Genomic DNA, 20,964 nt, shown 5'->3' on the forward strand with positions numbered 1-20,964 from the left:
CTGATGCATTTGTGTTTCTGGATGCCCTAAACGGCAAAATAGTCTGCAAGCGTAATGGCATTAGCTGCGCGTTTAACGCGATTAACAGAGCGGTTGGTCATGAAATTCATCCATTTTCCAGGCAAAATGCGCATGAACTGGTCATGCAACCAAACGACCCATTTGTTCTTGTTTTCTCCTGTCATATTCTTAGCAAATACTTGCCCTAATCGTTGGTTTTCTTCGACAAAGCGGCGCATGCGCTTTTCATATTGGCTGAATGCAGTCTCGTAATTGCCGGACGCTGCAGCAAGCTCTCCCGCCAGCACAAAAGCTCCGACCAAAGCTAGGCTAGTCCCCTGCCCTGATGCAGGCGAAGCACAATAGCCTGCGTCTCCAACTAAAGCAACGCGCCCCTTCGACCATTTATCCATTTTAATCTGAGTGACCGAATCGAAATAGAAATCGGGCGCATGCGCCATTGCTTCTAGCAACCTAGGCACTTCCCAGTCAAGCCCTGCATAGGCATCGGCAAGCAATCGCTGCTGTTGTTTAATATCTCGCGGATTAAAGTGCAAATGTTTCGAAACAAAAAGAAAAGCCGCCTTTGCATCGCTCTCGCCCCTCGCGCTATACAGGTTAACAAGCTTGTGATTGTCGGCATATTCGATTTCCCAGCGATCGAGATTTAAAAAATTGGGAACCGTAAAAATGGAAATGTACAGGCCGAGCTCTTGCATGAAATGCGGGTCTGCTCCAAACGTCAATTTTCGAACGGACGAGTGCAAGCCATCTGCTCCGATGACCAAATCAAAGATGCGATCAGGGCCTTTTTCGAACCGGCCAATGCCCTGTTCAAATTGCACTAATACGCCTTCTGATTCTTGTGCCATTGCCTTGATTGAATTGCCAAATACATATTCTATTTCTCCCGCTTGGGCCTTGAGCAGCCGGCAAAGATCGCCGCGCATAATCTCTAAATCCGCGCTTACGCGCAAACCAAAGGTGTCGCCGCTCATTTCTGCGACGGAATTGCCAAATCGGTCCACGATAGTGGCACCTTGGATATCCGTCCGCGCTTCCGAAATGGCAGCATAAAGATCCATGCGCTTGACCACCTCTAGAGCTGCTCCCCGAATATCGACCTTATAGCCGCCCGTGCGTAAAACCGGCGCCCGTTCAAGAACAGTGGGTGAAAATCCATAATGGCGCAGCCAATAGGCCAATGCCAGTCCTGCCACGCCTGCACCGGAAATTAAAATTTTTTTATTTCTCATCATTCAACTCGACCACTACTTCATTTATTAACCCAAGTTTGGACAACTCTTATTCAATCAATCTTATCCTAAAAGAACGGGCTTCGATCCCTATTGAAAAAAGACGGGGAAGTTTTTTTAATGAAAGGTTTTAAACTCTCTGGCTTTCAGGGAAATATTTCGTCAAATTGTTCAGCTTTAAAAAGACTTAAAAATAAGAAGTTACTTATTATTAAGCAATTAAAAGTTAATTTATTAAAATTAATTAAAAGAAAGAAGGAAGAAGGAAGAAGGAAAAAAATTGGCTGCAAAATGGATTTTATACAGCTAAGAAGATTCCTTAAACCTTATGAGAATAGTTTTAAAGGAACCTTCTTAGAGAGAATAATTAGACTAGCTTTAAAGAACTTCGGCAGCTAAAGCAGCCAATTCCGATCGTTCCGTTTTATCCAAGAAAATATGCCCATAAATTTTATGGTTGATGAATTTTCCTACTGTAAAGGTCAGTCCGTTTGAGTCCTTGTCGAGATAAGGATTATCGATTTGAGTCGGATCGCCGGCCAAGACTACTTTTGTCCCCTCGCCTGCCCTCGAAATAATGGTTTTTACTTCATGGGGAGTCAAGTTTTGGGCCTCATCGATGATTATATACATTTTAGGCAGCGAACGGCCGCGAATGTAAGTGACAGCTTCCATTTCAATTTTTTTGCTATCCATGACCCATTTCAATGTTTCGCTGGACTCTCCGCCGGTTGAAGCGCACAGGAATTCCAAGTTATCATAGATCGGCTGCATCCAATGAAAGAGCTTTTCCTCTTTGGTGCCCGGCAGATAGCCGATATCCCTTCCCAATGGAACAATTGGACGGCTGACCAGAATGCGCGAATAATTGCCTTCATCAAAAACTTTTCTCAGTCCGCATGCCAGAGCCAAGAGTGTTTTTCCCGTTCCCGCCGGTCCCATCAAAGTGACGAGTTTGATGTCATCCCGCAGCAGCAAATCCATCGCGCAGCGCTGCTCGACATTGCGTGGCTTGATCCCCCAAATATTAGTGGTTTTCAAAAGCGCTTCCACATTTTGATGGCTCGCATCGTACTTCCCAATCGCCGATGAATTTTCCGGCGAGGTCATGATGAAATATTCGTTGGGGTGGCTAGCGATATTTTCTAGCTTTATTTTGCCATCTTTATAAAAGAGATCGATCTCGGACTTGGGAAGCTCCAGCTTATGAATGCCTTTGTAAACAGCTTCATAGGAGTACTTGAGGTTTTCATAGTCCTCGGCTTCAATGCCAAGCGCTTCTGCCTTGATGCGGGCAGCGAAATCTTTTGAAACAAAGACAACTTTTTCTCCGGATTCTTGCAATAAATAAGCCGCTAAAACAATTCGGTTATCATTAACCGTCAATGTCAAGTTATACTTGCTCTCTCTGGCAAACTCCAATTGAATGCGGACAGTTGCCCCATTTTCTAACTTTACGCCGGAGTGCAAGTTTCCTTTCCCTACTTTTTTGAGCGAATCGAGCAGGCGAATGGTCTCTCGTGCGTTTTTCCCCAATTCATTAGGGAGACGCTTCATCTTATCCAACTCTTCCAAAACAGCAACAGGAATGACGACATGATTGCGTGAAAATTTCATAATCGATGCAGGGTCATGCAGCAACACATTGGTATCAATAACAAAAGTCTTATGCGACACGTCTTTCTCCTTCAATAACTTAAAAATGAGCATCATATGCAGCCTTTGGATCCCTGACAAGCAAAAAATTTATCCTCCTTTAATAGATTGAAATTAGGAACTTTACACATAGATTTTTTTTTAGCTTTTCCTCTCCTATCCCTGATGCTGCTTACTTTTGCCTTTTCTTGATCGAATTAAGCACTCTCAAACCCTGACTGCTAAATCAGTTGCCAAATAAAGGCTAAAGGCGTATAATAAGCTCGTATTAAATAGATGATGGTTTAAATAAAAAGATTTGGTGAAAGATCTATTATCTTTTATAATTCCATTCTGAGGAAATAGAGAAGCTAGATTGAGAAAAATCTAGTTAAAGGAGTGTCGTTATGCAAATAAAAATTAATGAAAAAATCCTCAGCATTCCGCCTTACATCTCGACGAGTTGGTCACGCATTGCTGCGCTTCATATGAAGGGTGGCATTTTAGCTATTACTTTAATAGACGGGGATACAATTAATATCCCGAAGCTATCAGATGAAACAATTGAGCAGATTTTTTCTTATCATGCAACTTACCTTGAGAAAGAGCAATTAGCATCTCAGGCAGGCTCTGCTTATACTTTAAAAGAAGAAAATTTAAAGGGAATGGTAGAACAATTTGGCGAGCCTTCATTTAAATTGGCATTTGGATCGCTTGATGGTTTGAATACAGCCATGCAGCATAATCCTGCGCAAGCCAATGCGCCGGACCTGCCTCCTGAAATTTTGCAAAAAATTGAAGCGATCTCAAAGGTCATTGCGCCTAGCGATGAGGCGTTGTTGCCCAAAGCGGAACCTTTTTGCAATTGCTTTCACTGTCAAGTGGCACGCGTGCTAAATCCCCCTCCAATTACAGCAACAGTTGAAGAACATCATGAAGAGGTCTCTGATTCGGACCTGCAATTTCAGCAATGGACGATTACGCAGACAGGGGATAAATTGTTCTCTGTGACCAATCGCTTAGATACCCATGAAAAATATAGCGTTTACTTGGGACATCCGGTCGGATGCACATGCGGGAAGCAAGGCTGCGAGCACATTTTAGCGGTGCTGAAAAGCTAAGGATCAAGCCCTTCTCTTTATTTGTTAAAAGCTAAGAACAAATGGCAAGGATTCTTGGCTTTTAACATTTTTTTATCTCTTTAATCCATTTTCCTCTTCGTTTCTTTAGCCTACGTTGATTTTCTATTAGTCAAAAAAGAACTTTTTAGTTAATCAATCTATTTCAATGATAGTCTCTTAATACTTTGCTTAAATGTCTTAAAACTTTAGAATCTCTTTTCAATATCGCTTTTAACCTGTTTATTCAAGAGGATCAAGATTATGAGAAACATTCCCCCCTCTTTGCTAACTATGTTATCGTTGCTGCTTCCTTGCTCTGCATTTTCTCTACCTAATGAAAACAAGGAAGAGACGACAACTGATCAACAACAAGCGGCTCCTGCGGATAAGCCCAAAGCAAAAGAAGCGTCTTCTAAAAAAACCGCGCTCTCTAAGTTCGAGCCCTTTACAGGCAAAATCACCAAAAACAAAGTCCGCATGCGCCTTCAGCCAGGATATGATGGGCAAGTCTTGCGCGAGTTTACTCGCAATGACCTGGTTATTGTTTTGGGGGAGACCGATGACTTTTATGCCATTCAGCCTCCGGCTGATATGCGGGCCTATGTATTCAGAACATATGTATTGGATAATGTTGTTGAAGGATCTCGCGTAAATGTCCGTTTAAAGCCCGATCTGGACGCTCCTGTAGTTGCTCAGTTAAATTCAGGAGACCGAGTAGAAGGCACTGTTAATCCGTCCAATAATAAATGGATGGAAATCAAATTGCCTGAAGCAACCCGTTTTTATATTGCCAAGGAATACATCGAGAAGGCAGGCGATGCGGGCATGATGGCCCGTCAAGAGAAGCGCCGCGAAGAGGTCTATCATTTGTTGAACACGACCGAGGCGATGAGTAAAAATGAAATGCAAAAGCCCTTCGATCAAATCAACATCGACGCCGTTAAGGCCAATTACCAACATATTATTTTAGACTATACGGATTTTCCAGAAGCCGGCGAAAAAGCCAAAGACTCGCTTGCCGCTTTGCAAGATGCCTATACAGCTAAAAAAGTCGCTTATTTAGAAGCGCAAGCCAAAAATTCATCGATCGTCCTGGAAGCGAAAACTAAACAACTGAATGACGAACTGCAAGCGCATAAGAATAAGCTCGCCACTTTAGAGCAGCGTCTGGAAAAAGAAAGGCAAATAGCAGCCACAGCCATTGCTGTCCCAGCGCCTGCCGCCATGGCTGCAGCAGCTCCTGTGCGTAAACCCACTCAGCTTCCCATCAATATGTCCATCTGGCTACCAATTGAGGAAAATTTGTTTGCCAATTGGACGCAGCAAACGCATAATTCCAATCCCAATGCTTTCTATGAAGAGCAACGTCAAAATTCATTTGTGCTCAGAGGAATCATCGATCCTTATAACCGTCCTGTTAAGAACAAACCGGGCGATTACATGCTGATCAATTCTGCCAGCAAGTTGCCTATTGCTTTTCTTTATAGTACGCAAGTCAATTTACAGGATTTTATTGGACATGAAGTGACGATCCGCGTGGCTCCTCGTTCCAATAATAATTATGCTTTTCCTGCTTATTTTGTCTTATCAATCGAGTAGGCAATGGAACTGCGTGAATGGGCCCAGTCTATTTTAGCTGCCGATACCTTGGCCGGCAAACTGGCTTGTCCTGCCGTTTTAACGGATGATGAGCCAGGTCCGGCCCTTATTTGGGAAGAGCCTGTCCGTCCGCCTGGCATGGCTTTCACCCGGCGGACTAGAGAAGAAAAACTTCCTCCCTTTCAAGAACATGGCGATCCCGATAAGCGGGCAATTTGCCTACACCGTTTTGCCGGCCATGAACTATTAGCCGTCGAGATCATGGCCTTTACCTTGCTAGCCTTTCCTGATGCTCCAAAAAGGTTTCGCAAGGGGTTGGCCAATACGTTGAAGGAAGAGCAAGGACATGTCCGCTTATATATGGAGCGCATGAGCCAGCTAGGCATTCAATTTGGCGATCTTCCCCTTTACCGCCATTTTTGGAAGCATACCCCGCATATTCACTCGCCACTCCACTACATCAGCATGATGAGCTTGACCTTTGAGATGGCCAATTTGGATTTCGCTCCCATGTATGGAAAATCCTTCCTGCATTTTGGCGATCAAAATTCTGCTGAGCTGATGGCGACTATTTTAAAAGATGAAATTGCGCATGTCAGCTTTGGCTGGCACTGGCTTCGCAAGCTAAAAGAGAAAGAAGCCAGCGAATGGGATTCTTGGGAAAAAACACTGGCTTCTACGCTTTTAACGCCTAAAAGAGCGAAAGGATTCTGTCTACATGAAGAACCACGCTATCAGGCAGGCATTCCCTCCGACTGGATTGAAAAACTCAAGTCTTATAAATGATTGGAAGAGATGGGAGACACCGCTTCTTCCTTTTCTTCATTTTTTATTTTCTCCTCTTTCTGTTCAGTGATATCTTGTAGTTCGAATTCTATTCCCCCTACACGAGCAGCAATCAAATTGTAAACCCAGCAACCGACCACATATCCGATATAGAGGACAATCCAATAAATGAAGGGCATGAGGACGAGAACGATGAGCCCAGCCAGCAACTCTCCTTGGAATAAATGAGAAACAGCCCAAGGGATAACAAAGAAAACAGTGAAAACAGCGGCATACATGACGGCAAGCACTTTACTTGTCTGATGCACAGAAAGGTGAACGATCTGTTTTTTCATGAAATTCCTCCTTATAGATAGGAGATCGATTCAAATATGCTTAAAGTGTGCCAAGTCAGGTATTTTTTGACTCATAGATGAAAAGAAGGGACTCGCCCTGGCAAAGATTTCTCTTCAATTCCAGAAAAAGGAATAGAAACAAGCCGATATTTGTCCAGGCCAGCCTATCGCAGGCTGGCCATGGCTAGAGAATTAAACCTCTTGAAGAGCGTCTTGATAGGCTTTTTGGAAAAGGTTCTGTGAACTGAACAATTGATTGCCTGTTCCGATATTGACGGTTAATTGGCTCATCAATTTGCCCTGATGAAGGCTTCCACCCAAGCTACCTATGGCATTATAAAGATGCTGAATACGCGCTTTAGATTCCTCGGAAAAGGACTGCTCGGAAGTGTAGTCACTATTTAAAAGCTTTTTGATCAAATAATCCTTTTCTTCGCTACTTAAAGCCCTCAATTCGCGCTGAGCTTCTTCCAGCTTTTGCCTGCGCTCATTGTAAGAACGTAAATCATTGCTACCAAATGTATTGGGACATGTCAAGTCTGATTCAAGCTCTTTTAACTGCGCATAATGGGCAATCGGCAGATAGACTTCCGGATAAAATCCCTCTAAAGCCTCTTTTCCAGCTTGCTCATTTTCTCCTAAGCAGCTAACAAGTTCAGGAGTTTGATAAATTTCTTTTACCCCATTCTTTACAAACGTTTGAAGCTGATTGCGATATTCATCGTCGCTGGCCTGATTAGTACTGATAACAAATTCAGTATTCGCAGTAGCCACCGGATCAGCTGGACGCAGCATCTGCTGATGAGTAAAGAAATCGGTAACCATACGACTGATTTGCTGACGATAGTCCGCTTCGGCGAGCCTTGAAAAAGTGAAGGAGCGGATCAATTCTCCATATTCCGGATGAGCATTCAAAAAGCTCTGGAGGACTGACGATTCGACCAAATACTGACGGTGATGATTAAAGTCGCGATCAATGCCCGTGATAATTTCTCTCAAGGTAGAAGGAATTTGCTGAGCCAACAAATAGCCCGTGCGCAATAAAGAAGGAGGAAGTGGATTCTCCTCTCCATTTAGCCCTCTATTGACGGGATTTCTTCCGGCCATCTGATCAAAAATATAACCTCCAACCAGTTGTGTAGAAAGCCCGCATAACAAATAGTTGGCTTGGTTAAGAATGGCCGTATGCGTATGATATTCGGGAAAACGCAATTTCCCCAAAAATATTAATTGAAGAAGCAAATTGCCCAAGCTATTGAACGTATAAGCAATTGATTTAAGCGTATATCTTTGCAAAGTCTCTGATCGGGCGCCGGTCAATAAATGCAGCCCAATTCCTATTGTTGCGGCGCTCAATCCAACTGCAGTTTCCGCAAGGGCTATCGGCATATTTAAACAATAGCCTGCCACAGCCACTGCTTTAGAAATTCCTCTCAACGCTGATCCATGCCATTGAGTGGGCGAAGCATTTTGATGAAGCTGAATAGCAATGTAACGAAATCCCGAAAAGACATATGTGCTGACAGGAGTCAAATGCGTATAATCAGGCTGCTGAGCAAGCTGATTAAAAAAATTTGTTGGCTGCATGCAATTCTCCTTATAGAAGAGATTATTGAAAATTAAAACAACAAAATAAAATTAAACAAAAAATATTAATTGATTATTAATTAATTGTAAAACTTTAGGAGATGTTCTCATTAGATTTAATCATTTAACACTCAATATTTAAGAGACTGCCCTAACACCTATAGGAACCTATAGTTAAGATTATTTTTCCCGATTAAGGGAGTTCTATTGGGCCATGCCGCCTATTGCATGTGAATTGAAAAGGCAGGATTTCTTTTTCCTCTTCGCTCCGGCATTCGCCGCCTCGTCAAGGAATACAGTCAATCGGCTAGCTTCCATTGAATTTCACGACTAGACGAGTTCTTATTTCTTTAAAATGGCTTAGAAGATAAACTTTATTTTTTATTTTTCATTATTATTATGCCTTTCTCACGTATTCATTGTTTATCTCTATATGGCTTAGAGGCCATTCCCGTCGAAGTGGAAGTCGATATTTCAAAAGCCGAAAAGCTGACGCTCGTGATTGTGGGATTGCCCGATACGGCAGTCCGGGAATCCAAAGACCGTGTGCTGACCGCCATTAAAAATTCCGGCTTTGAGCTTGGCGCTCTTCACTGCACGGTCAATCTAGCACCAGGAGATTTGAAGAAAGAAGGTGCTTTGTACGATCTTCCGATTGCCATCGGCTTATTGGGATCTTTAGGGCTTCTACAGGATCAAGGGCGCTATAATGATTATTTGATAGTCGGAGAGATGGGCCTTAGCGGCCAACTTCGCCCCATTACAGGCGCCTTAGCGATTGCTCTTTTAGCCCGGGAATTAGGTAAAAAGGGCTTATTGCTACCGGCTAACAATGCTCCCGAGGCAGCTATTGTAGACAACCTTCAAGTAATTGGCGTCCAAAGTCTTAAAGAAGCTGTTCACGTTTTACAAAATCCCTCTTCTATTAAGCCTTTTTCTAAGCAAGCGATCGATGCGCTCCAACTGAATCCGCCTTCCATAGATTTTTGCGATATTAAAGGCCAGGCTCATGTCAAGAGAGCCCTTGAAATCGCCGCCGCGGGCGCGCATAATGCCGTCCTATCGGGCCCTCCCGGTTGCGGAAAGACCCTGATGGCCAAAGCCATGGTGGGCATTATGCCTGCTTTGACTTGGGAAGAGGCCTTAGAGGTCACCCGCATCCACTCCATTGCCGGCCTGTTGGAGGATGGGCGTACGCTGATCACTCAGCGCCCCTTTCGATCCCCTCACCATACCATCAGCTATGCCGGATTAATTGGAGGGGGTACCAATCCCAAGCCAGGAGAGGTTTCGCTTGCGCACCAGGGCATTTTATTTTTAGACGAACTCCCCGAATTTTCCCGCTCTGTCTTGGAAGTTCTAAGGCAGCCCTTGGAAGACAGGAAAGTCACGATCAGCCGAGCCGGCGGAAAGTTTACCTTTCCCACTCAATTTATGTGCATTGCAGCCATGAATCCGTGTCCTTGCGGCTATCTGGGCCATCCCGAAAAAGTGTGTAAAGATACGGCTGCTCAAATTGACCGCTATCTGGCCAAAATCTCCGGACCTCTTTGGGACCGTTTGGATATGCATATCGCAGTCCCTCCTTTGCGCTATCAAGATTTTTTTAAACAGCCTGAAGAAGAGCCTTCGGCTCTCATTCGCGAACGCGTGCTTGCCGCCAGAGAAAGACAAGCCAAGCGCTTGGGGAAAAATCGGACGAATGCCCAGTTGACCGTTCAGGAAATCAAGCGACATTGTTCGCTCGATCAAAATGGGTTAACTATTTTGCAGACAGCTATAGAAAGGATGAGCCTATCAGCAAGAGCCTGCGATAGGCTGCTGCGCATTGCACGCACAATTGCCGACTTATCAGGCGCCTCCGACATTCACAGCGAGCATTTGCTGGAAGCCATCGGCTTTCGCAGCCCTGCGGGAATGAAGCTATAGTAGCCTCTAAGAAGTTATAAGAGTTGCATTATATTTGGAAAAATCCGCCCATTTGCATAGCATTTCCAAGCCCATTAAAGCAGAAAAAGCAATTAGGCCGATCTGCCCGATCAAATTCCATCGATAGAGCAGGACAAGCGTAGCCACATTGACGGTTAGATTGGTTATGGCATAAATTCTCGCGCTCTTTTTTCCTCCATCGCCTACGAAAGCATTAGCGATGTTAAAAAAAATGGGATCGGCCAATTCGCGTATAGAAAAAGCCGATGCGGCTAAGCCGATAGGGACTTTAAATAGCACGCCATATAAACACCCCCCGACAAAACCTACTATAGGACGAAAGGGAAGCTCCCACAATGAGGGGCCGGAAAAAGAGGTCATAACAAATAGCCTTTAAGATTCAAACAATTAATAAACTATCTTAAACAAGAAATAAAAGAAGATGATAAAATTTCGAGTTAATGTCAATTAAAATACAAAAATGATATTTTAATAAAATTATTGAGAAGGAAGGTCTTGTTTAATCATCCGCGTTGTCGTATCGATGGTTTCTAAAAAAGGAATTTCGGCTTCATAAGAGGCGCCCATGTCTTTAAATTTGCGGGCGGTTGTCAAAACTCGATTTTCGAATGATCCGACTGCTTTATTATAGGCCTCGACTGCGCGATCCAGCCCTTTGCGGATGTCATCAAAATGCTCGACTAAGATGCGGACGCGATCATGCAAAGTTCTTCCGAGTTCGCTAATTTTTTGCGCATTCTCTGCAAGAAGTTCTTGTCGCCATCCATAGGCAACAGCCCGTAGAAGGGCGATCAAAGTCGTCGGAGTCGCTAAAATGACTTTTTGTTCTACTCCCCATTCAATCAATTCGGGATCTTGCTCTAGGGCTGCACTAAAAAATGTTTCGCCAGGAAGGAATAATACGACAAATTCCGGGGCGGCCTGAAATTGATCCCAATAAGCTTTTGTGGACAATTGTGTAATATGGCTGCGGATCTGGCGCGCATGATCTTTGAGCTTGGTTATCTTTTCCTTATCTTCCGTGCATTCTAAAGCCTCTAAATACGCTTGTAAAGGCGCTTTAGAGTCGACGACAATTTGCTTGGAATTAGGCAGTTTGATGACCAAATCGGGGCGGAACCGACGTTCTTCGAGGGTGACGGATTCTTGCTGGACGAAATCGCAATGCTCAACCATGCCAGCCATTTCCACTACGCGCTTGAGTTGAATCTCTCCCCAGCGACCGCGGACGTAGGGAGCGCGTAGGGCTTTGACCAAGTTGGATGTTTCGGATTGGAGCTGCGTCTGCGTTTTGGCCAGATGTTGAACTTGTTCGCTTAGGCTTGTGTAAGCGATCAACCGGGCTTTCTCCAGCTCAGACATTTTTTGATCGACTGTTTGCAAGCAGGTTTGGATAGGCTTAATTAAATCGTCTATTGCTTTTTGGCGCAGCTGAAGGTCGCATTTGGCTCCTTCTTGCAGATTACTGAATTTAGCGGTAGCCAACTCCAAAAAAGACTGCATATTACTTTGCAAAGCATCGATCGAAAGCGCTTTAAAAGAATCCGTTAATTTCTCTTGGGCTTGCTGCAAAAATGACAATTTGTCTTGTTCGCGCTGGACTTGTTCTCGTAAACAGACTTCCTTCTCAGCAAGCTGGCTCTTAAGCTGCGTGTTTTCTTCGATTAATTTATCGCACGCTTCCCTTGCCGTCTTTAAATTTTCTTCCGTTTCTTTTAAGCGAGTGTTTTTTTCTTCTGCGACCGCCCGCTTTTCACATTCGCGCATCCATTCGGCCTGAATAGCCATTTTTTCCGCTTCAGCCGCTTGCTTTTCTTTTTGAAGGCGGCGGCTATGGAACGCCAGGAGCAGCGAGCCTACTCCCATTCCCGCGAGTACCATTGATGATAAGCATAACCAGATCGCATCCATAGAAGGCCATTTTATTCATTTTTGGACGGTATCATGAGGGAATGCCCTCAATTATGAAAAGAAAAAAATGTCATGCCATTCATTTGCATAAATTCAAGCCGGTCATTAAACTAGATACATATTGTTAAATCCATTGGTATTTATGTCTGATTATCAAGTTATTGCACGCAAATTTCGTCCGCAAAATTTCCAAGAAGTCATTGGACAAGAAGCGATCGTAACAACCCTGAAAAATGCCATTAAGTTTAATCGGCTTGCCCAAGCCTATCTTTTCTGCGGATCGCGCGGAACGGGAAAGACGACCTTGGCGCGCATTTTCGCCAAAGCGCTCAATTGCCAGCAACTGACGGCAGATTTTGAACCCTGCAATCAATGCTCTTCTTGTCGGGAAATTACGGCCTGCTCGTCATTGGACGTATTGGAAATCGACGGGGCATCCCATCGCGGAATTGAAGATATCAGACAGATCAATGAGACCGTCGGCTATGCCGCCGCTTCGGGCCATTATAAAATTTATATTATCGACGAAGTGCACATGCTCACCAAAGAGGCTTTCAACGCCCTACTGAAAACACTGGAAGAGCCGCCGCCTAAGGTCAAATTTTTCTTTGCCACTACTGAGCCGCATAAAGTGTTGCCGACCATTTTGTCCAGATGCCAGCGCTTTAATTTAAACCGCATTCCCCTTCACCAAATTGTCACTAAGCTGCGCTTGATTGCCCATCGACTGGGAGTCGAAGCAGAAGAAGAGGCTCTGCAGCTGCTTGCCCAACGCGCCGAAGGAGGGCTGCGCGATGCAGAATCCTTATTCGATCAAATTTTGGCTTTTGAAGAAGGCAAAGTGACAGTAGATTCGGTCAATTCCATTTTAGGCCTAATGCCGCGCCAAGCCTACTTTGAACTGGACCAAGCCGGCAAAGACGGCCATTTCGCCAAAGCTTTTGAAATTGCGCATTGCATTTTCTCGGAAGGCAAAGACCTCATGCATTTTGTGGATGGATTGATCGAGCACTTCCGCCATATTCTTCTCATCAAGCTTTCCGGTAAAGACTCTTCTCTTCTTACCCTATCCCAAAGAGAAAGAGAGCAATACGAGGCATCTGCCCAGCTTTATTCGCAAGAGCAATGCTTGGATATGATAGATTTTCTGCTTGAATCGCAAAATCAAATCCGCTTCTCTTCTTCCGGAAAAATTGCCTTAGAGGCCATTTTACTCCACATCATGCGCAGCCATTTCCGCTTGCCCATCGAAGTTCTCGTCCGCCGTTTAAGCGAGCTGGAGCAAGCCATTAACGAACAAGCCGACCCCTCTTCTCCTGCCCCAGCCCCCTCCGCTTCTTTTCAGCCGGCCTCTAAGCCGCCTGTTCAGGCCATACCGCCAACACCGGCTCCAATAGCAGCTGCCAGGCCGGCCAATCCGCCTATACCCTCCCCTCTTCCAAAAGAGCCGTTGCCTGAGACCAAAGCAGAGAATCCATCCCCCTCTATTCCACCAAAAGCCCCTCCCCCTGTCGCTTCTGCGAAAGCTCAACCGGCTCCTGCTCCAATTGTCAAGGTCCCCTCTCTACCCCCGCCTCCTGCTCCTTCTTTATTTGACTTTGTCAGCGAAGATCCTACGCCCACTCCGGCCGATTTAGGCTTTGCGCCTCCAAAAGCACCAACACCTAAGCCGCCCGCGGCAAAAGCGGCTGCGCCAGCTTCCGTTAACCAACCAGCTATTTCAAATGAGGAAAAGGATAAGAAGCGCCCCTCCCATCAATACGATACGCTCTTTCATTTTGCAGCGGTCGAACTCGAAGGCAAGTTACAGCGAAACGTATAAAAATCTTTAAAAGGAAGGGGGAATATCGGCAGGCTTCTTTGGCATTCCAAACTTAGGTTGATACTCATAGGACTTGCCTTGATACTCCTGTGCCTTTTTCAGATGGCCTTTAAAAATAGCGACATAGTTCGCCTGCAAAGCTTTTAGCTCCTGAATTTTTTGCATCAAAGAAATATACGTCTGATCCGCTTGAGCTTTAAAATAGAGTTCTTGCACTTTTATCAGCTCTTCTTCTAATACCACCAAGTTCTGTTCAATCAGATTTAAAGCAGAAACCTTTTTAGAAATTAATTTGATATTCACAGGATAAAAGGTATAAAAAGGGATTGCATGATAGGCATCCATTTTTACAAACGAAGTGACAATCCCCTCCATTTGGCCTAATGCTTCATTTGAATCATAGCTTTGCAGCTGTTTGCTATAATACTGAATTTGCTGTGTATAGACGTTTGTGAAAGAATTTATCCCTACATTCATAATTTTCTCGAGTAATCTAAAGGAATGATGTAGTAAAAATAATTTTAATTAAATAATCAAGAATAGGATGCCAAATTGACGTTGAAGAGGGAAATAGGAAGGAAAAACGAGAGCCCTATGCTGGCTACTTATTAAAAAAGCTTTTATCTTCCCCTATTAACAAGAGCTTCATATTCTTCTGCATTTTGTAGATAAATAGCGTAATTGTGCGCATGCTGGCCATATTTCGTTATGACTTGCTGAACTTTCACCACTAAATTAAGATAATTTATCTGTCCTTCTATTGTGCGATAAAAAAGATCTTGAAGTGTTCTCACATGTCCTTCTAATGCATTTATATTTTTCCCCACCTCTTTTAATGCCTGCATTTTTGCTCTCATTAAAGCGGCATCTGCAAAATAGGGCTTAAATAAAGGCAATGACATATTTGAAATAATTTGACGCGATGTTTCGATCATAACAACCGGCCCGAGATTGCCCACCTGATCAAAGACTTCCAATTTTTTCAAGTAAGCATTCACATAATCAGTGGTTGTCGTTATCTGTGAATTCATTAAGCTTGAATTAAAGCTCATATTCTTCCTTTCATTAAACGATCTATAAATTAATTTATTTTAATTAAAACAATAAAACCAAAATAAAAAAATAAGACAAATTTATTTATCTAGCAAATTTATTAATTCTATTTTTAACCAATGTTTGATAATTCAGCGCATCTGCCAAATACGCATCATAATTAGCCTCATGTTCGAGGTATTTCTGCCTGATTTGTTGGATTTTCTCTTCTAAATGAAGATAAGTTTGCTCGGAGCCTGTTTGATCAAATAGCGTCTTAAGATTTTTTAGATTGCCCTGTAATCTAGTTATATTCTTTCCTAAGGCTTTCAGTTCCTGTTTTTTCTTTGCGATTAATGCCGAATCGGTAAAATAGGGCTTCAATAGAGGAATTGTCATAAAAGATCCATCACCATTCCAAATCGTTTGATTGGAGATGGCAACCAAGGCAACTGGTCCTAATTTTTCCACTTGATCAAATAGGTCTAATTTTTGGGAATATAAATATACATGCCCATTCATCGTACTAGTATATAAATAGATTTCCTGATTTAAATTTGTATTCAAACTCACACACTTCCTTATTAACTAAAAATTAAATTTATTACACATTCATAAACTTAACACTCATTAATAAACAAATGAATTTAATGCAGTTATTTTTATTTAGCAAATTTATTATCGTTTAACTGACATATTTTTAAAGATCAAAAGGAGAAAATCAACAAGCAAAAAATCCTATAAAAATAGTTCTTAGAGGGCGTAGTAGACCGCTAATAATCTAGATGAGAATGAATTCGCTGAATTCTCTTATAAGCTTGACAGCCAGTCAGCTTTGTCCGCATAATAGTTTTAGCTATCTCGCGAGCCGTTTATCCTATTCAAATTTCAAACGACTGGATTTGAACATCGATTTAAATCCAATCGCTTGGAATTTAAATATAGACTAGACAAATAAGGAGAATTCATGGGATCTGGTTATTCGAAAAAAAAGAAAGAAGCAAAGCTCATTCAGCAGCAAATCAATCTCGTCCAAACACAATTGGAGAAAATTGAAGTGACAGGCGCTGCAGGAAGCGGGTTGGTGACAATTACGTTGACGGGCGATGGCGAAATGAAGCAGGTTAAAATTAAACCCGAATGCGTGGACGTGGAAGATTTGGAAGGATTAGAAATATTAATAAGGGCTGCCCACGCAGATGCGCACAAAAAGCTGCGAGAGCAAACTCCTCCCCTGCCAGGCCTGCCCGGACTCTTTGCTTAAAAAAGTCTGTCAAACACGCCTTTTTGATTATTTAATGGAGTTGCAATCTGCTTAATCAGCCTATGACCGAAGAGCCCAAAATGCGGAAAACAACTCCCATTAAATAATCCTCCTTTAAACACCCCTTTTATGGCCAAATTTGACCGGGCATTTTTCTATTTCATAGCAGTTCCGCTGATAAATCTATTTGCTATTCTAGCGCTCAAAAAGTTAATGTAATAAGTATCCTTTATTATTCATCAAATAAGATTAGCCTTAAATTAAAAGAATTGTTCTTTATTAAATTAATTTAAATTGCTCATTGTCTATAGTCAAGATTATGATAGGCTTTTCTATATCCTAAGGACATAAATATGAATAATGGAGTGAACGCTCCCCCTTCTGTTGCGGCTACTTATGAAAATATCAGTAGGAGATCTGAAAGCGAACTGCAGGAATTTGATGAAATGCCACAGCCCACCAAATTGGTCTTGGACACGATGAAAACGTGCGTTATAGACATGCCTTCCGGGAGAAAAGAGGAGCAGGTGCCTCATTATAGCTTTTATCCTAGCAGCTCCAAGACGGTGGTGGAGAAAATTAATAACCTGGACGTGCTTAAGGAGAGCTTGGCTTTATTAACCTGAGTTTGGAGTTTTTTTCCCTAGAAGGAATACTCGCAATAGGCCATTAGCAGTTTTAAGAAGTCCTCTAACAGACATTATAGAATAGGTCATGCGGAACATTCTTTTGATATTCTTGGACAATCAGTTCCAAGACCTCTTGCGATGTTTTTAATTCCAAGGCTTTCTCTGCCAGATGGACCGCCTCTACAATGCTTGTGCTGCGAATGGCATTTTTGATTAACGGCAAGTAGCGCGGCGCCACTGAAAGTTCTTGCACGCCCAAGCCAAGCAGAAGAGGGATAAAGCGTGGATCGGAGGCAATTTCTCCGCAAACAGAAACCGGAATCCTTGCCTTGTTGGCCTCTGTCGTAATCAACTTGATCAGCCGCACGATGCTGGGGTCCGTCGGCTCATAATATTCGCTAAGTAGCTGATCGCTGCGATCAATGGCCAAAGAATATTGGACAAGATCGTTTGTTCCAATCGATAGAAAATCGCATTCTTTGGCAAAGTGATCGGCAATAAGGGCTGCAGAGGGAACTTCGACCATGCATCCAATACGGACCGGATGAAAAAGCTGCAGCTCTTCCCGCACTTCTTGCAGCATTCTTTTTATTTCCCTAAGCTCCGATAACGTCGCGACCATGGGAAACAAAATGCTGACATTTCCATATATGCTAGCTCGCAGGATTGCGCGGAGCTGAGACTTAAAAAGGGCTTGTTCTTGCAATAAAAACCGCGTAGCCCGGCATCCGCCAAAGAGATTTTTCCCTGAAAAAGAATAATGCAGCGAGGATTTATCTCCGCCTAAATCAAAAGTGCGGATGACGACAGGCATTCCCTTCATTTTTTTGACAATATGGGAATAGACCTTGAATTGGTCTTCTTCAGATGGAACTTCATTTTTTAGCAAAAAGATGTATTCAGACCGGAAAAGCCCAATCCCCTGGCCGCCCAATTCCTGGACAATATCGAGCTCTTGCGTCATTTCCAGGTTTGCCAATAAACGCACTGAATACCCATCGAATGTTTGCGAAGGCCATTTTGTCACTTTCTCAAAGTCTTTAAATTGACCGTGCATTTTTCTTTTAAGCTGCTCGTACTGGCGAATGGTCCCTTCCGTCGGATTGAGCGTAATGGTTCCCGTGCGGCCATCAACAATGATGATATTGTCGACATTTTGCTTAATGCTATCTAAATTGACGTTGGTAATATAAGGAACACCTTTAGCTTTTGCGACAATGGCTGCATGCGAAGTGGATCCGCCACTAGATGTAATAAATGCCCCAATAGAGAAGATTTTTGCGCTGGCCACATCGGAAGCGGTCAGCTCTTGCGCGCAAACAATGGAATTGGGAGGAATATCTTGCAAGGACAAGTTGCCGCTTTCATGCAGGTAGCTAAAAATACGCCTAGAGACATCCTGAAGGTCCTTAAACCGTTCGGCAAAGAATGGATCGTCTAAAGACTGGAATCTTTCCTGATATTTTAGGAGGGCTTGTTGAAAGATAAATTCGACATTTTTATTGGACTGCCGAATATTATTTTCTATTTCCTTTGTCAACAAAGGATCTTGAAGCATCTCTAACTGAGCTTCTAAAATGAGGATGCCTTCCAAAACCGCTTCGGATTCCAGCTGCTTTTGCAGGCGTTTGAGATCTTGCTTGCTTCGAGATAAAGCCATTCTATACCGCTCGATCTCCCGTTCGGTATGGGAGGGAGGAATGGGCATTTCCGCTATGACAAGTTCATCCCTTTTGAAGAAATAAGGCCGGCCAATTGCAATTCCGCGGCAGATGGGATATCCCTTGAGGACAATTTCTTCCATTTCAATTTGCATTGCTACTCTCCAAATTGGTTTTGGAAGGCCTCAAGGAGCTTTTCCATCGTCGCATTCGCATCTTCCCCGTCAACAACTATTGTAATCTTGGAATTTCTCCTAGCCGCCAACATTAAAATGCTCAGAATGCTTTTTGCATTCACCGTTTCCTGTCTATGCGTAAAATAGACATCGCTCTTACAATTCTGAAGCAGCTTCACAATTGTTGTAGCCGGCCTTGTATGGAGCCCCATTCGATTTCTGACTTGGACTTTACAAATGAGCTTTACCATCAAATTCCTTCGTTTATTTTTAAATTTTATCCAAAAGCCGTCTTTCTTTTAACTTTAGATGTCGTCAATTCCAAGACTTTGGCACTGAATTCTTGCGCGGAATTATAGCCCATATCTTTCAAGCGATGATTAAGAGCAATCGTTTCAAGCAGTAAAACGACATCCCTACCCGGTTTGACAGGCAAGACCAAATAAGGGAGCTTAACATCCAAAATGGTTGTACACTTTTCTTCCAATCCGATGCGATCATAAAAATGATCGTCCTGCCAAACCTCCAAGCGCACAACAATGTCGATGCTTTTTTGGTTGCGGACGCAAACAGCCCCATACAAGTTCGCGACATTGATTATTCCAATCCCTCGAATTTCCATATGGTGACGCGTAAGAGCAGCCCCTGAGCCCTCAAGATAAGCACCTTCTTTTTTCTTTACTTTTACAATATCATCGGAAATTAAGCGGTGGCCCCTTTCAATCAACCCTAAGGCTGCTTCGCTTTTTCCCACGGCAGAATCACCTTGGATGAGTACGCCTACTCCAAATACTTCCACCAGCGTTCCATGACAACTGACACTGGGAGCAAATTCTTCTGTCAACAAGAGGGTAAGCTTGCTAAGGAGATTCATAGTAGAAAAATTGGTCCGAAAGAGCGGAACGCTTAGCTTTTCGCAAATGGCGCGCAGCTCTTTGGGAGGACGATAGCCCCGTGCAATGATAGCGGCAGGCGTCCGATTGGTTAAAATAGCTTGCAGCCGTTCAATGCGCACCTGCGGATCTAAATCGCGCAAGTATTCAATTTCGACTTTTCCAAAAATGAGAATGCGCTTATCTGCATGATTTTTTAAATAACCGGAAAGGCTCAAGCCCGGCCTTTGAACTTCGGGAACTTTAATCCGCCTATTCATACCAGCTTTCCCAGCGGTTAATTCTAAGCTGAGGCGCTTGGCATGGCGTTCATATAAGTCTTTGACGAGGTACATGATTTATTTGATCGATTAGTCGATTTTTTCCAGGTAAAACATTAGCCAATCTGTAAAATTTTCAAAAGCCATCGTTTCTACGCAATCCGCTGTTTGCATACAATCGGAAATTGTCTTCGTTTCTCCCGAATAATAGACATTTCCCATTTCCTGGCCAGGATACCACTCTCCCCAAAAGCATTGAAAAAACGACATTCCAAATGAACAATAAAAGGGGATGAGCGATTTGGGATTAACAGTCCCTCCTTTAGAGGTCGTAATCGGATAATCTTTTTCTAATACCTTTTGAAAATTCATATAGCTCTCTTCCATCTCGGCCGATTTTGTAATGCCCGTATCGGTCAGCTTCGCAAACCCATTATGAATTTGAAGAAAGGCTAAATAATCAGGTGGAAGAATATAGTCTGGAAAAACTTTTTGCAAGGCAATAATTTCTTGCTCGGTCGCCGGCGCATTGCCATGAAAAAATCCGCTATTATCAGCTAAGCTATAAACTAAGCTGACTTCAAAGGGATCTTCATATTTAGGTTGGAAAAGAAAGATTCCAATATCATCTAAAGAAGAAAAAAATTTATTTAAAAATTCGTTTAAATTTGGATGATAAGGAAGTTTCGCCAACCAAAACTCGCGCGTAAATTCAATGCGGTCTTGAAGCGGCAATTGGGCCAGTTCATACCATCCCCGACAAAGCTTAGGAGCAAGCGCTAAAGCTTCTTCCCAATCAATCATGGGATCCTCTTGCAGCATAATCACTTTATGAAAATGAGCATGGGGGGCTTCCTCAGAATAAGAACTATAATATTCTAGGGCATGTTGGTCCATATTAACTGATATCCTTTGATTGACCAGGAAGTGATAAGATAGAATTTTTTCAACCTGTCCACTTCAATTTGAATCAGTTGACAACCCTTCCTGTTTTATAATAATTATTATCAAATCGGCGATTTTCCTTCAGACAAAAAAAAGCTCTCC

At 43.1% G+C, this 20,964-nt stretch carries 21 protein-coding genes; 8 read left to right on the forward strand and 13 right to left on the reverse strand.

The window, feature by feature from the left end:
* Window positions 1-26 precede the first annotated feature (26 nt).
* Window positions 27-1,259, reverse strand: coding sequence for an FAD-dependent monooxygenase (locus BN3769_RS01355; RefSeq protein WP_228840589.1), 1,233 nt, complete (start codon window positions 1,257-1,259; stop codon window positions 27-29).
* Window positions 1,260-1,376: 117 nt separating this feature from the next.
* On the opposite strand from BN3769_RS01355, the gene BN3769_RS01360 reads away from it, so the two are divergent.
* Complete coding sequence (locus BN3769_RS01360; RefSeq protein ID WP_068466795.1) at window positions 1,377-1,655, forward strand: hypothetical protein; 279 nt, start codon at window positions 1,377-1,379, stop codon at window positions 1,653-1,655.
* Here the strand turns inward: BN3769_RS01360 and BN3769_RS01365 are convergent.
* The gene (locus tag BN3769_RS01365) at window positions 1,635-2,933 is read right to left on the reverse strand and encodes a PhoH family protein (protein WP_154017772.1); all 1,299 of its coding nucleotides are present in this window, start codon (window positions 2,931-2,933) and stop codon (window positions 1,635-1,637) included. The two genes, BN3769_RS01360 and BN3769_RS01365, sit on opposite strands and share 21 nt — an antisense overlap.
* Window positions 2,934-3,298: 365 nt before the next feature.
* Between BN3769_RS01365 and BN3769_RS01370 the strand changes: the two genes are divergently transcribed.
* The 3 genes from BN3769_RS01370 to BN3769_RS01380 all read left to right on the forward strand — a co-directional run bounded on the left by BN3769_RS01370 (window position 3,299) and on the right by BN3769_RS01380 (window position 6,397).
* Window positions 3,299-4,012, forward strand: a complete 714-nt coding sequence (locus BN3769_RS01370; protein ID WP_228840590.1) for a hypothetical protein — start codon at window positions 3,299-3,301, stop codon at window positions 4,010-4,012.
* Window positions 4,013-4,273: 261 nt separating this feature from the next.
* Window positions 4,274-5,611 carry an SH3 domain-containing protein gene (locus BN3769_RS01375; RefSeq protein WP_068466797.1) on the forward strand — a complete coding sequence of 446 codons (1,338 nt, stop codon included), beginning with the start codon at window positions 4,274-4,276 and terminating at the stop codon, window positions 5,609-5,611.
* Between the two features lie 3 nt (window positions 5,612-5,614).
* Window positions 5,615-6,397 carry a DUF455 family protein gene (locus BN3769_RS01380; RefSeq protein ID WP_079989363.1) on the forward strand — a complete coding sequence of 261 codons (783 nt, stop codon included), beginning with the start codon at window positions 5,615-5,617 and terminating at the stop codon, window positions 6,395-6,397.
* Here the strand turns inward: BN3769_RS01380 and BN3769_RS01385 are convergent.
* Both BN3769_RS01385 and BN3769_RS01390 read right to left on the reverse strand, forming a co-directional pair.
* Window positions 6,388-6,732: a hypothetical protein gene (locus BN3769_RS01385; protein WP_068466800.1), complete on the reverse strand. Its 345-nt coding sequence runs from the start codon at window positions 6,730-6,732 to the stop codon at window positions 6,388-6,390. The genes BN3769_RS01380 and BN3769_RS01385 overlap by 10 nt on opposite strands.
* A 192-nt stretch (window positions 6,733-6,924) precedes the next feature.
* A complete protein-coding gene (locus tag BN3769_RS01390) occupies window positions 6,925-8,319 on the reverse strand; it encodes a hypothetical protein (RefSeq protein ID WP_068466802.1) in 1,395 nt (464 codons plus the stop codon).
* A gap of 399 nt (window positions 8,320-8,718) precedes the next feature.
* On the opposite strand from BN3769_RS01390, the gene BN3769_RS01395 reads away from it, so the two are divergent.
* Window positions 8,719-10,248, forward strand: a complete 1,530-nt coding sequence (locus tag BN3769_RS01395) for a YifB family Mg chelatase-like AAA ATPase (RefSeq protein WP_068466804.1) — start codon at window positions 8,719-8,721, stop codon at window positions 10,246-10,248.
* A 6-nt stretch (window positions 10,249-10,254) separates the two neighbouring features.
* Here the strand turns inward: BN3769_RS01395 and BN3769_RS01400 are convergent, their stop codons facing one another.
* Complete coding sequence (locus tag BN3769_RS01400; RefSeq protein WP_068466805.1) at window positions 10,255-10,629, reverse strand: hypothetical protein; 375 nt, start codon at window positions 10,627-10,629, stop codon at window positions 10,255-10,257.
* A gap of 117 nt (window positions 10,630-10,746) precedes the next feature.
* Complete coding sequence (locus BN3769_RS01405) at window positions 10,747-12,180, reverse strand: DNA recombination protein RmuC (RefSeq protein ID WP_068466808.1); 1,434 nt, start codon at window positions 12,178-12,180, stop codon at window positions 10,747-10,749.
* A 142-nt stretch (window positions 12,181-12,322) separates the two neighbouring features.
* On the opposite strand from BN3769_RS01405, the gene dnaX reads away from it, so the two are divergent.
* Window positions 12,323-14,002, forward strand: coding sequence for a DNA polymerase III subunit gamma/tau (gene dnaX, locus BN3769_RS01410; protein WP_068466810.1), 1,680 nt, complete (start codon window positions 12,323-12,325; stop codon window positions 14,000-14,002).
* A gap of 6 nt (window positions 14,003-14,008) precedes the next feature.
* On the opposite strand, the gene BN3769_RS01415 is transcribed toward dnaX, so the two are convergent.
* From BN3769_RS01415 to BN3769_RS01425, 3 genes are all read right to left on the reverse strand, one after another.
* The gene (locus BN3769_RS01415) at window positions 14,009-14,479 is read right to left on the reverse strand and encodes a hypothetical protein (protein WP_068466812.1); all 471 of its coding nucleotides are present in this window, start codon (window positions 14,477-14,479) and stop codon (window positions 14,009-14,011) included.
* Between the two features lie 143 nt (window positions 14,480-14,622).
* A complete protein-coding gene (locus tag BN3769_RS01420) occupies window positions 14,623-15,054 on the reverse strand; it encodes a hypothetical protein (protein ID WP_068466814.1) in 432 nt (143 codons plus the stop codon).
* A gap of 85 nt (window positions 15,055-15,139) precedes the next feature.
* Window positions 15,140-15,607, reverse strand: a complete 468-nt coding sequence (locus BN3769_RS01425) for a hypothetical protein (protein WP_068466816.1) — start codon at window positions 15,605-15,607, stop codon at window positions 15,140-15,142.
* Window positions 15,608-16,001: 394 nt separating this feature from the next.
* Here BN3769_RS01425 and BN3769_RS01430 point away from each other — a divergent pair, with 394 nt between their 5' ends.
* Window positions 16,002-16,298 carry a YbaB/EbfC family nucleoid-associated protein gene (locus BN3769_RS01430; RefSeq protein ID WP_068466818.1) on the forward strand — a complete coding sequence of 99 codons (297 nt, stop codon included), beginning with the start codon at window positions 16,002-16,004 and terminating at the stop codon, window positions 16,296-16,298.
* Window positions 16,299-16,651: 353 nt separating this feature from the next.
* Window positions 16,652-16,924 (forward strand): hypothetical protein, encoded by a 273-nt coding sequence (locus tag BN3769_RS01435; RefSeq protein WP_068466820.1) that lies wholly within the window; start codon window positions 16,652-16,654, stop codon window positions 16,922-16,924.
* A 64-nt stretch (window positions 16,925-16,988) separates the two neighbouring features.
* Here BN3769_RS01435 and ptsP read toward each other — a convergent pair whose 3' ends face one another.
* From ptsP to BN3769_RS01455, 4 genes are read right to left on the reverse strand one after another with little or no spacing between them, the layout of a single operon-like run.
* On the reverse strand, window positions 16,989-18,743 hold the full coding sequence (ptsP, locus tag BN3769_RS01440) for a phosphoenolpyruvate--protein phosphotransferase (protein WP_068466823.1): 1,755 nt from the start codon (window positions 18,741-18,743) through the stop codon (window positions 16,989-16,991).
* A 2-nt stretch (window positions 18,744-18,745) separates the two neighbouring features.
* Complete coding sequence (locus BN3769_RS01445; RefSeq protein ID WP_068466824.1) at window positions 18,746-19,015, reverse strand: HPr family phosphocarrier protein; 270 nt, start codon at window positions 19,013-19,015, stop codon at window positions 18,746-18,748.
* A 26-nt stretch (window positions 19,016-19,041) separates the two neighbouring features.
* A complete protein-coding gene (gene hprK, locus BN3769_RS01450) occupies window positions 19,042-19,992 on the reverse strand; it encodes an HPr(Ser) kinase/phosphatase (RefSeq protein ID WP_068466826.1) in 951 nt (316 codons plus the stop codon).
* A gap of 15 nt (window positions 19,993-20,007) precedes the next feature.
* Entirely contained in the window at window positions 20,008-20,814 is an 807-nt protein-coding gene (locus BN3769_RS01455; protein WP_068466828.1) for an SMI1/KNR4 family protein, read from the reverse strand.
* Between the last annotated feature and the right edge of the window lie 150 nt (window positions 20,815-20,964).

This window comes from Candidatus Protochlamydia phocaeensis (assembly GCF_001545115.1).
GTDB lineage: Bacteria > Chlamydiota > Chlamydiia > Chlamydiales > Parachlamydiaceae > Protochlamydia_A > Protochlamydia_A phocaeensis.